Raw genomic sequence first — 12,113 nt, 5'->3', positions numbered from 1 at the left:
TATACATGAGTCAGTTACAGATTATTCTACAAGAGTTAATTAGGTATCGCCTAACTACATAATGTGATTAATTGAAAATTCCACTCATAAAGAATAAATTCGTGATGAAGTGCACGTTATTTGTATTAAATACCTATTAAGTAGAACATCTAAGATCAATGTATATAACATCAAATTTAAACATTGAAGATTCTCAATAATCGCATTACTGTATATATATACATATTTATCGGTATTTAATGTGTCAGTACGTAATTTAAAAGATGGAAGTAAGAAACCTTGGATTTGTGAATGCTATCCAACGGGCCGAGAAGGTAAACGGATCCGTAAACGCTTTGCAACAAAAGGAGAAGCAACCGCATTTGAAACCTTCACGATGAAAACTATTGATGACAAACCATGGCTTGGTGCAAAAGAAGACAAACGCCCTCTTTCTGAGTTGCTAACGCTTTGGTTTAATTTACATGGTAAGCATTTACGCTCAGGCGTGACTACTTATCGCCGGTTAATGATGGTATGTGAAGAACTGAACGACCCAATCGCTTTACGTTTAACACCGACTGATTTTGTTCATTATCGCGCAAATAGAAAAACACGAGGCCGAGGAACAGGACGAAGCGGCGGTGAACTTTCACCAGCCTCACATAACTTTGACCAGCTCTCTCTTCAAGGTGTGTTTAACCATTTAATTGAAATTAAAGAATGGGATTACCCAAACCCAATGCTGGGAATAAAGAAGATTAAAACAGGTGAAAGTGAACTCACTTTTTTATCTAAAGCTCAGATTGATGATTTGCTTTTGTTTGTATCAAAAAGCCCTATTGGTGATCAGCTCTCTTCTATTATCAAAATTTGCTTATCCACTGGTGCGCGAATTATGGAAGCGGTAAGTCTTCAAGGCTCTCAATTATCTGAGTATAAGATCACGTACATTAATACTAAGGGGAAACGAAACCGCACTATTCCCATTTCTAAAGAATTATATGATGAGCTTTATCAACCGACTTCTGGCCGAGTTTTTACCTGTGGCTATGGTGTTGTTCATAAATGGCTAACCTTGGCATTACCAGATTTACCCAAAGGACAATCGACTCACGTTTTGAGACATACTTTTGCGAGCCATTTTATGATGAATGGTGGTAATATCTTGGTATTACAGAAAATCCTCGGTCATCAGGATATTAAGCAAACAATGGCTTATTCACATTTTGCACCTGATCACCTAAATGATGCGGTTTCGTTAAACCCATTAAATGCCACCAAGTACGACATAAAATATGGCGACAAAGTGGCGGCAGCGGTTAACAACCATTAGTTTTCATTACCCTTATTTAGTTTTACTCACATAACTAACACATTGAAAAATAACGAAACCCTATATAAAACAAGGAATCTAGAAAACAATGAAAGTAATCAGCTTCAACATAAATGGCCTTCGTGCTCGCCTTCATCAACTTCAAGCTATCATTGATAAGCACAACCCAGACGTTATCGGTCTTCAAGAGATCAAAGTACATAACGAAATGTTCCCTGTCGAAGCTGTCGAAGCAATGGGCTATAAAGTCTACTTCCATGGACAAAAAGCACATTACGGTGTTGCTATGCTATGTAAAGAAGAGCCTATTTCTGTTCAATATGGTTTTGATACGGATACCGAAGAACATCAAAAACGCATGATCATGACGACACATCAGCGTGAAGATGGTTCACAGTTCACCGTTATGAATGGGTATTTCCCACAGGGTGATAGCATTAAGCATGAAACTAAATTCCCATACAAACGTCAGTTCTATAAAGATCTAATGACTCATCTAAACTCTCATCATAACAGTGATGAAGAACTCATTATCATGGGTGACATTAATATCAGCCCTATTGATTTAGATATTGGTATTGGTGAACCAAATGCGAAACGTTGGTTAAGAACGGGTAAATGCTCATTCCAGCCAGAAGAGCGTGAATGGCTACAAACATTAAAAGATTGGGGATTTGAAGATACCTTCCGTAACCTTCATCCAGAAGTAACCGACCAATTCTCTTGGTTTGATTATCGCTCAAAAGGCTTTGTTGATAATCGTGGCCTTCGTATTGATGTTGTAATGGCTACGCCAACACTCGCAGTTAAGTGTACTGAGGCGGGAATTGACTACGAACTACGTGGCATTGAAAAACCTTCTGATCACGCACCAATCTGGTCTACATTTAAATAATAATAAGCTCTCATCTCAATTTAAGGGGAGAGCTTTTTTATTATGTTATTGTTACGAATAAAAATAAGTTTGCTACGATACTCATTAAATACTCTATTTTAATGATCTACATATAGGCTAAACCTTATTTAGACTCGTGTTATTGAGGAAATACAATGAAATTATTCATCTTTGACCACTGTCCATTTTGCATGAAAGCAAAAATGGTCGCAGGAATAAAAAAGCTTCCTGTTGAATTTACTTATCTTCAAAATGATGATGTCGATACACGTATCGAAATGGTAGGCGCAAACATGGTACCTATTCTAGAAAAAGACGATGGCAACTATATGGCTGAAAGTCTTGATATTGCAAAATATCTCGATGAGATCGATCACCATCCTGTCATAGAGAAAGGCACTCACGCTGACGATATCTCAGAGTGGCTAAGTAATGCCCGCCCCTTATTTAATAAATTAACCTTCCCTCGTTGGACTCAATTTGAGCTACCTGAATTTGAGCGTCCTGAAGCAGTAACGTGGTTTACAGAGAAAAAAGAAGCATTTATTGAAATGAGTTTTAAAGAGGCTCTTGCTCAAAGTGATGAATACATTAAGTCGTTAAAACCTCTTTTAGTTAACGTTAATTTCATTACTTTACCATCAGAAAAAGGCAATAAGATCACTTGGGATGATGTCAATTTTTTCCCATTCCTACGTAACCTAACCGTCGTAAAAGGATTAGATTTCCCACCTCATCTGAAAAACTATCTAGAAGAGATTAATGAACTAACAGGTGTAAATCTATATTTAGATGTCGCTGTATAACATTAATTTAATTAGTGGTTATAAGGTAAAAAAAGAGCACATAAAAGTGCTCTTTTTTTTATCATTACAATTAGAACCAACGTTGGAACCAAAGTATTTCACCATGCTCAATGAAATCAAAAAGACTCAAAAAGAATGCGCAAATAACGACTAACTTTACTAGCCTTATCAATAAAAATGATAACTTCATAACAATCTCCTCAAGAGCCTAAGCTGACCACCTACTTGTTCGAATGAATCTTAACAAAAAAAGAGCACATTCAGTGCTCTTTTTGATTAGTACTTAAAAGCCAGTTAACTTAATGGCCTCATAAATCTAAGCATTCGTGTTTCGAGCTGCTTAAATATAAAAATAATAATAAAAGTTAGACACATGTAAAACAGACCAGCTGCTATATACGATTCAAAAGGAGCATAATAACGAGAATTAACTAATCGAGCGGCTCCAGTTAATCCATTAAAGTGACAATCCCAGCGATTGCAGAACCGTGTAACATGAAAATCACTTCATTACTGTATGCTGGCAATGCTCTACGTAAAGCACTTGGTAAAATAATGCGTTTATAAGTTTGAAATTGACTCATACCATAAGCCTTAGCAGCTTCAATTTCACCTTGTGGTAATCCATTGATTGAACCACGAACAATTTCAGATGTATATGCGCCTGTATTTAATGCAAAAGCAACCAAAGCACAGAAAGAGGCATGCTCCCATACGGTGTCTTTTACTGGATAAAATTGATCCATCCCATAATAAATAAGGTACAACTGGATCAGTAAAGGCGTTCCTCGGAAGAAATAAATATAAGCCCAAGCAGGCACCCAAATTAATGGATTAGTGCTATTCCTTGCTATCGCAGAAGGCACAGCAATACACAAACCAATAACTAAAGAAAGCGCAACCAACCAAACCGTAGTCCAAAGCCCTTCTAAATAAACAGGTAGGCTCTCAATAATAATTGAAAAATCCATGCTTACCTCGTATGAATACTAAATTTACGCTCGACTAGCTTTAACGCGCCTGTCGAAACGGCAGTGAATAACAAGAAAATACACGCAACAGTCATATAAAACGTAAATGGCATTTTTGTAGTGCCTGCTGCCATTGAACTCACTCGTACCATATCCTCCAAACCAATAATCGACACTAATGCGGTTGTTTTTAATAACACTAACCAATTATTACCAAATCCTGGTAATGCATGTCTGATCATTTGTGGGAACAAAATACGACGAAAAGCCATCGCACCACTCATCCCATAAGCTTTTGCGGCTTCCATTTCACCGCGATCTACTGCCATTATTGCACCGCGGAAAGTTTCAGCCATATATGCACCAAAGATAAACCCAATAGTTAAGACACCAGCGATAAACGGGCTAATTTCAATGTAATCTGGAAGGTAAGAAAACCATTCATGCTCAGGATTAGAGTTAGTCATCCACTCATTAATCCACTCATTCGTTGCGTACAACCCGTTGTTAAGCAGCATCTGACCGCCAAAAAATAACAACATCATTAACACAAGATCGGGGATACCACGAACAACCGTTGTATATACGGTTGCGATTGACCTTGCCCAACGATAAGGAGCCATTTTAGCCAATGCTCCGAGTAAACCTAAGAATACCGCTAAGATCAGAGATAATAGAGCCACTTGCAGCGTCACTATTGCCCCCTCTAGGATGGAGGATTCATATCCTTGTAAATCTAACATACTGCTTCCAAGCTTTCACTTTAATACCCACTCCAATACATAAGACTTACTCGATATATATTGGGGTAAGTATGACTATTAGAAATAATGGAAGAGACACCGAGTGTGTCCCCTCCCTTTAATAATTAATTCTAATGTTTATTCACCATAAACATCATAATTAAAGTATTTAGCGGCAATCTCTTGATAGATACCTTTTTCACGTAATGAATCAATTGCTGCATTTAATTGGTTAGTTAAATCTTTATCTTGCTTGCGAGTTGCAATGCCAAAGCCATCACCAAACCATTTAGGATCAGTTAATGATGGGCCAACAAACTCATACTCTTTACCGCCTGGCTTATTTAACAAACCTTCTTCAAGTGCTGATGCATCACCAAGAACAGTATCAATACGGCCAGCTTTAAGATCGAGGTATGCTTCATCAAATGACCCGTAACGTTTAAGATCAACGCCTTTACCAAAATTATCTGTTAAGTATTTATCATGCGTTGTTGCGCGTTGAACACCAACAGTTACACCTTTAAGACCCTCTTTTGTCATTACTAGTTCTGTTCCTTTTTTAGCAACAAACTTATTTGGGATCAGTGCGTATTTCTCAGTAAAATCAATTTTCTTTTTACGCTCTTCTGTAATCGACATCGCTGCAATAATTGCATCGTACTTACGAGCAAGCAGTGATGGAATGATGCCATCCCAATCTTGAGCCACAATTTTACAGCGAGCTTCCATCTCTTGACACAGTGCGTTTGCAATATCAACATCAAAACCTTTTAGTTCACCTGAAGGTTCTGTCCAACTAAAAGGAGGATAAGCCCCTTCAATGCCAAATCGGATTTGCTTCCATTCTTTTGCTTGAGCTGCGCCAGTTACGGCCGTAGATGCAACAATTGCTGCTAATAACCACTTTTTCATTTCCTTGCTCCTGTAACTAATTTAATTATTCTTATCCATATTTACTTTGTTGTGTTTCGGTGGAACTCATTTCATCAATCTAATAAATGGATGAAATAAACTGTTGCAGTCTTTCTGATTCCGGATTAGTAAAAAGCTTTGCAGGGTCTCCCTGCTCTTCAACTAACCCCTGATGCAAAAACATCACATGATTTGATACGTCTCGAGCAAATGCCATCTCATGAGTTACAACTAACATAGTGCGACCATCTTCAGCGAGATCTCTCATTACACCTAACACTTCCCCAACTAGCTCAGGGTCAAGTGCTGAAGTTGGTTCATCAAATAACATCACTTCAGGATCGACAGCTAATGCACGAGCAATAGCTGCACGTTGTTGTTGTCCCCCAGACAAATGTCCAGGATAATAATCCCTACGTTCATACAACCCAACTTGCTTTAATATTTGCTCCGCTTTTTCAATCGCTTCTGCTTTTGGCATACCTAATACATGTACAGGTGCTTCAATCACATTCTGTAAGACCGTCATGTGAGACCAAAGATTAAAACCTTGGAAAACCATCGCTAAACGAGATCTAATTCGTTGAACTTGTTTTTCATTCGCAGGAATTGACTCACCTCGACGATTATTTTTCATTTCAATGAGTTCACCATTTACCCAAATTTCACCCTTTGTTGGTGTTTCAAGTAAATTAATACAACGCAGGAAAGTACTCTTACCTGAGCCTGATGATCCAATAATAGAGATTACATCACCTTTATTGGCTTCTAATGAAATACCTTTTAGCACTTCATTTTGTCCAAAATGCTTGTGTAAATCTTTTACTTCTAGCGCGACTGCATCCTTCATGCGCCATATACTCCTAATTTCAATCACACATTAATCGTTTGCTTTTCTCTTTATTCTTAGAATTTAACACTCAAAATTATCACAAGCAACAATTTATTAACCAAAGCATGAGCGGTAAACATAATCCAAATGAATGAAGAATTTTAATTCAAATAAAAATAGATTTTACGCACTTATCAACTTAATTCTAATATTTATATTCACTAATGAATTAACAATATTGAAACATTTAAATTTAGGTTTTTATCCTTAAAATACAACGAATATAGCACATACTACACGTACTACATGTAAATGAATTACGACTATTATTTGCTTTTTATTAAGAAATGTTAACAAGTTCAATATTGTTGATACCATTCTAATTATGCATCAAAAACACTGTAGAGGACTGTTATTAAAAGAAAAAAATAGTAACAAAACCATCATTAACATAATAATACCAAAGTATTAACCGTCTCATTTTGTAGTTTTCTTTCATATACAATTATATAGTGATCGAGATCAATCATTGGCTTAATTTTCATGTGCTACACTCAGCCCAAATAACAAGAAACACCTATCAATATTATTAATATATTGACTCTTTATTTTACTTTAAAATTTTATTATGAGGATTCTATGTCTATAGACAAAGATCAGAACGAAAAAAGCTATAGCGAGCTACATCGCCCAGCTTCTGAGTTCAATAGCCGTTCAGATTATTTAGATCATGAACTTCAAATCATGAAACCACGTCGCTTTCGCTTGAATTTACCAGGCCGTGATTTCCGTTTTGAACTTGAAGATCTAGTTCCTGCTTTAGCTGGTACAATTGGTATTATCGCAATGTATTCTGCGGTAATGATGTCTTGGGCTGATGGCCTAACTCAAGCATGGGATCACGTAAACTTAGGCAAAGAGTTTGCTATTGAAGTAGCTCGTGTTGAAATGCTTATCCCTGCACTATTATTCTGTATTCTTGCATCTGGCTTTATTAACCCTAGAGCTAACCTTGCAGGTAACCACGGTCCAATGATACCTCTAATCGGTACGATCGCTCTTGCCGGTGCCCACCCTCTTGCTCTTGCTCTTCTTTTGGGTGTCTTTGGTCTATTATTAAGCTACTTTAAAGGTGGCTCTAAACTGGTCAATTTAACCTCTGAAGGGGTTGCTGGCGGTTTACTTGTCTTTTTAGGCTTTACCGGTGCAATGAGTCAAATTGGTGAAATCCAATCTTGGGCAACAAGCCTACAATCTGCTGATGTTGCAAAAGGTAGTATGGGTTATGTTGGCTTAGTGGTTTTAGCTGTAAACATCGTTCTTTATGCTTTATTAGCACGTGTTAATAAACGTTGGTTAGCGATCCCTGCTTGTGCATTTACCGGCTTAATCATTGCTCTTATCTTTGGCGCTGGTTTTGATTTGGTTTTTGAAACAGAAATGGGGCTACCAAACCTGAATCCAGTTTACTGGTGGGGCTCAACGACTGAAGGTTGGATGCTTGGCTTACCAAACTTACAGCACTTTATTGCTTCATTGCCGTTTGCAATTCTTGCTGTAGCAATGTGGTCACCTGATTTCCTAGGTCACCGTATCTTCCAAGAACTAAACTACCCTCGTCGTACTGAAAAAGTATTGATGGATGTGGATGACACTATGACCATGTGTTCAATTCGCCAAATGGTTGGTACAGCCGTTGGTGGTGGTAACATTACTTCTTCTTGGGGTACCTACATGATCCCTGCAGCGATAGCGAAGCGTCCTATCCCTGCTGGTGCAATTTTACTAGGCTCTTTATGTATCATTATTGCAATCTTAGGTTTCCCTATGGATGTAGCGGTATGGCCTCCAGTAATGCGTATTGCTTTATTAGTTGGTGTATTCTTACCTCTTCTTGAAGCTGGTGTTCAGATGATCAAAGATACTAAAGATTCTCAATCTGCAGGTATTTGTATTTTTGCAGCCGCTGTAACCAACCCTGTTCTTGCATGGGCTTTAGCAATGTTGTTAGATAACAATGGGTTAATTGGCGACAAAGAGCGTTCTAAGAAACTTTCTTTTGCTGATCGTATTATCATTCCTGCGGGCGTATTAATTGTTTGTTTCATTGCAATGCTTGCTGTTGGTATGCTTGAAGGTCAATATGGCATCCCAGCTTTACTTTAATTAAGTAAGCGTTACTATAATACTTCTGGGGTAGCGTCAACAGCTACCCCAAAATTATTAAAAAAGTTTAAGATTTATTGATTTAGTTTAAGGTTTATAAAAAAAGTTTAAGCTATGATTGAAAAATAGAGCGATTAGTCGCAATATGAATGCGTATAGACTAGTTTTTATAACCATCCATATTGTTATTAATATTAGAGTGTACTATTTGCCCATACGGGTTGTGGTCTATTCATAACACCACTTAAATAGTACGTATTTTTTCTACTAAGAAAGGTAGGTATATCATGGCAGAGCAATTTGCTAAAGCTTGGACAGGTTTTGCAGACGGTGAGTGGCAAAACGAAGTTAACGTTCGCGATTTCATCCAAAAGAACTATGCGCCTTATGAAGGTGACGAAGAATTCCTAGTTTCTGAAGGTACTGAAGCAACTAACAAGCTTTGGGCTAAAGTAATGGAAGGCATCAAACAGGAAAACGCAACTCATGCACCTGTTGATTTTGATACTTCTCTTATCTCTACCATTACAGCTCATGACGCTGGATACATCAACAAAGACCTAGAAACAATCGTTGGTCTTCAAACTGATGCTCCTCTAAAACGTGCAATCATCCCTAACGGTGGTGTACGTATGGTTGAAGGTTCTTGTAAAGCATACGATCGTGAACTTGATCCTATGGTTTCAAAAATCTATTCTGAATACCGCAAAACACACAATGCTGGTGTTTTCGATATCTATACTAAAGACATTCTAAACTGTCGTAAATCAGGTGTTCTAACAGGTCTTCCTGATGCATACGGCCGTGGTCGTATCATTGGTGATTACCGTCGTGTTGCACTTTACGGTATTGATTTCCTAATCAAAGACAAGCTAGCTCAATTCGCTTCTTTACAAGAACGTTTTGAAAAAGGCGAAGATCTAACAGCTACTATGCAACTTCGTGAAGAAATTGCTGAGCAACACCGTGCTCTAGGTCAAATCAAAGTTATGGCAGCTAAATACGGTTGTGATATCTCTGAACCAGCAACGACAGCTCAAGAAGCTATTCAATGGACTTACTTCGGCTACCTAGCAGCTGTTAAATCTCAAAATGGTGCTGCAATGTCTCTAGGTCGTACTTCGACTTTCCTAGACATCTACATCCAACGTGATATCGAAGCTGGTCTTCTAACTGAAGAAAAAGCTCAAGAAATGATTGACCATTTCGTAATGAAGCTACGTATGGTTCGTTTCCTACGTACTCCTGAATACGATGAGCTATTCTCTGGTGACCCAATCTGGGCTACAGAATCTATGGGTGGTATGGGTATTGATGGTCGTACACTAGTTACACGTACTAACTTCCGTTTCCTAAACAGCCTTTACACTATGGGTCCTTCTCCAGAGCCAAACATTACTGTTCTTTGGTCTGAGCAACTGCCTGTAGGCTTCAAACGTTTCTGTGCAAAAGTATCTATCGATACTTCTTCTATCCAGTACGAAAATGATGACCTAATGCGTCCTGACCTAGGTTCTGACGATTACGCAATCGCTTGTTGTGTATCTCCAATGATCGTTGGTAAGCAAATGCAGTTCTTCGGTGCTCGTGCTAACCTTGCTAAAACAATGCTTTACTCTATCAACGGCGGCGTTGATGAGAAGCTGAAAATCCAAGTTGGCCCTAAAGAAGCGCCAATGACTGATGAAGTTCTTGATTACGCTAAAGTAATGGATCGTCTAGATCACTTCATGGATTGGTTAGCAACTCAATACGTTACAGCATTGAACTCTATCCACTACATGCACGACAAGTACAGCTACGAAGCGTCTCTAATGGCTCTTCATGACCGTGACGTTCGTCGTACAATGGCATGTGGTATTGCTGGTCTATCTGTTGCAGCCGATTCTCTATCTGCAATCAAATACGCTACAGTTAAACCAATTCGTGACGAAGATGGCATCGCTATCGACTTCGACATCGAAGGTGATTACCCTAAATTTGGTAACAACGACGCTCGCGTTGATGATATCGCATGTGAACTAGTTTCTACGTTCATGGGTAAAATCCGTAAGCTTAAAATGTACCGTAACGCTATCCCTACTCAATCAATTCTTACTATTACATCTAACGTTGTATACGGTAAGAAAACTGGTAACACACCAGATGGTCGTCAAGCAGGTGCACCTTTTGCTCCTGGTGCTAACCCAATGCACGGCCGTGATGAAAAAGGTGCTGTAGCATCTCTAACATCAGTAGGTAAACTACCGTTTGCTGATGCACAAGATGGTATTTCTTACACATTCTCTATTGTTCCTAACGCACTAGGTAAAGACGATGACAACCGTCGTTCTAACCTTGCAGGCCTAATGGATGGTTACTTCCACCACGAAGCTAACGTAGAGGGTGGTCAACACCTTAACGTAAACGTTCTTAACCGTGAAACTCTAGAAGACGCAGTTAAGCACCCAGAGAACTACCCACAACTAACTATCCGTGTATCGGGTTACGCTGTGCGTTTTAACTCTCTAACTACTGAACAACAAAAAGACGTAATCGCACGTACTTTCACTGAAACTCTATAATTTCAGCGTTAATTAAGTAGCATTAAGCCCTGCCATTTTGGTGGGGCTTTTTTATTTCCACTTTCCTCATAATTCCCCCTATTTCTCTCTGGTTACCCTACTTAATTAGTTCAAAGTGTAATAAAATGGCCACATAATTATAGCTCGGAGAAATGTCGTCATGTCTGTAGGTCGTATTCACTCTTTTGAATCTTGTGGTACCGTTGATGGTCCCGGTATTCGCTTTATCATCTTTTTACAAGGTTGTTTAATGCGTTGCATGTATTGCCATAACCGCGATACTTGGGACACGCATGAAGGTAAAGAAGTTACCGTTACTGAATTAATTGAAGAAGCAAAAAGCTATCGTCACTTTATGAAAGCATCTGGCGGCGGCATTACCTGTTCTGGTGGCGAAGCAATGCTTCAACCTGAGTTTGTTCGTGATTTCTTCCGTGCAGCACAAGCTGAAGGTATGCATACCTGCTTAGACACTAATGGCTATATCCGTAAACATACTGATGTTATCGATGAAGTATTAGAAGTCTCTGATCTTGTTATGCTTGACCTTAAACAAATGAAAGATGATATTCATAAAGAGTTTATTGGTGTATCAAACGCTCGCGTTCTAGATTTTGCTCGTTACTTACACAAGATTGGACAAAAAACGTGGATCCGCTACGTTATTGTTCCTGGCTATACAGACGATGAAGAATCAGCACATCTACTTGGTGAATTCATTAAAGACATGGATAACATTGAGAAAATTGAATTGCTTCCTTACCACCAACTAGGTGCACATAAATGGGAAGCGATGGGGCTTGAGTACCCTCTTGATGGAGTAAACCCTCCTTCTAAAGAAACCATGGAAAAAATGGTAGAGATCCTAAGCCAATACCATAACAACGTGAAATTCTAAGCTCGAAC

General features: G+C 38.6%; 9 protein-coding genes and 1 pseudogene. 6 read left to right on the top strand and 4 right to left on the bottom strand.

Annotated elements, in window-relative coordinates:
* Positions 1-241 precede the first annotated feature (241 nt).
* From BTO23_RS03270 to grxB, 3 genes are all read left to right on the top strand, one after another.
* Entirely contained in the window at positions 242-1,315 is a 1,074-nt protein-coding gene (locus BTO23_RS03270) for a phage integrase (RefSeq protein ID WP_105062920.1), read from the top strand.
* A gap of 88 nt (positions 1,316-1,403) precedes the next feature.
* Positions 1,404-2,210 carry an exodeoxyribonuclease III gene (gene xthA / locus BTO23_RS03265; protein WP_060991300.1) on the top strand — a complete coding sequence of 269 codons (807 nt, stop codon included), beginning with the start codon at positions 1,404-1,406 and terminating at the stop codon, positions 2,208-2,210.
* Positions 2,211-2,365: 155 nt separating this feature from the next.
* On the top strand, positions 2,366-3,016 hold the full coding sequence (gene grxB, locus BTO23_RS03260; RefSeq protein WP_060991301.1) for a glutaredoxin 2: 651 nt from the start codon (positions 2,366-2,368) through the stop codon (positions 3,014-3,016).
* A gap of 294 nt (positions 3,017-3,310) precedes the next feature.
* On the opposite strand, the pseudogene BTO23_RS03255 reads toward grxB, so the two are convergent.
* From BTO23_RS03255 to BTO23_RS03240, 4 genes and pseudogenes are all read right to left on the bottom strand, one after another.
* A pseudogene (locus BTO23_RS03255) lies at positions 3,311-3,987 on the bottom strand (ABC transporter permease).
* Between the two features lie 2 nt (positions 3,988-3,989).
* Entirely contained in the window at positions 3,990-4,730 is a 741-nt protein-coding gene (locus tag BTO23_RS03250; RefSeq protein ID WP_060991303.1) for an ABC transporter permease, read from the bottom strand.
* Between the two features lie 138 nt (positions 4,731-4,868).
* A complete protein-coding gene (locus tag BTO23_RS03245) occupies positions 4,869-5,645 on the bottom strand; it encodes an ABC transporter substrate-binding protein (protein ID WP_061002774.1) in 777 nt (258 codons plus the stop codon).
* 79 nt (positions 5,646-5,724) lie between these two features.
* On the bottom strand, positions 5,725-6,495 hold the full coding sequence (locus BTO23_RS03240; protein WP_060991305.1) for an ABC transporter ATP-binding protein: 771 nt from the start codon (positions 6,493-6,495) through the stop codon (positions 5,725-5,727).
* Between the two features lie 621 nt (positions 6,496-7,116).
* Between BTO23_RS03240 and BTO23_RS03235 the strand changes: the two genes are divergently transcribed.
* The 3 genes from BTO23_RS03235 (at position 7,117) to pflA (ending at position 12,105) form a co-directional block, all read left to right on the top strand.
* The gene (locus tag BTO23_RS03235) at positions 7,117-8,643 is read left to right on the top strand and encodes a DUF3360 family protein (RefSeq protein WP_060991306.1); all 1,527 of its coding nucleotides are present in this window, start codon (positions 7,117-7,119) and stop codon (positions 8,641-8,643) included.
* 287 nt (positions 8,644-8,930) lie between these two features.
* Complete coding sequence (gene pflB / locus BTO23_RS03230; RefSeq protein WP_061002776.1) at positions 8,931-11,207, top strand: formate C-acetyltransferase; 2,277 nt, start codon at positions 8,931-8,933, stop codon at positions 11,205-11,207.
* A 160-nt stretch (positions 11,208-11,367) separates the two neighbouring features.
* On the top strand, positions 11,368-12,105 hold the full coding sequence (gene pflA, locus BTO23_RS03225) for a pyruvate formate lyase 1-activating protein (protein WP_060991308.1): 738 nt from the start codon (positions 11,368-11,370) through the stop codon (positions 12,103-12,105).
* Positions 12,106-12,113 lie beyond the last annotated feature (8 nt).

It is taken from the genome of Aliivibrio sifiae, from assembly GCF_002954715.1.
Taxonomy (GTDB): Bacteria; Pseudomonadota; Gammaproteobacteria; order Enterobacterales; family Vibrionaceae; genus Aliivibrio; species Aliivibrio sifiae.
The sequence above is the reverse complement of the archived record's forward strand: the minus strand, read 5'-3'. Positions and strand labels throughout refer to the sequence as shown.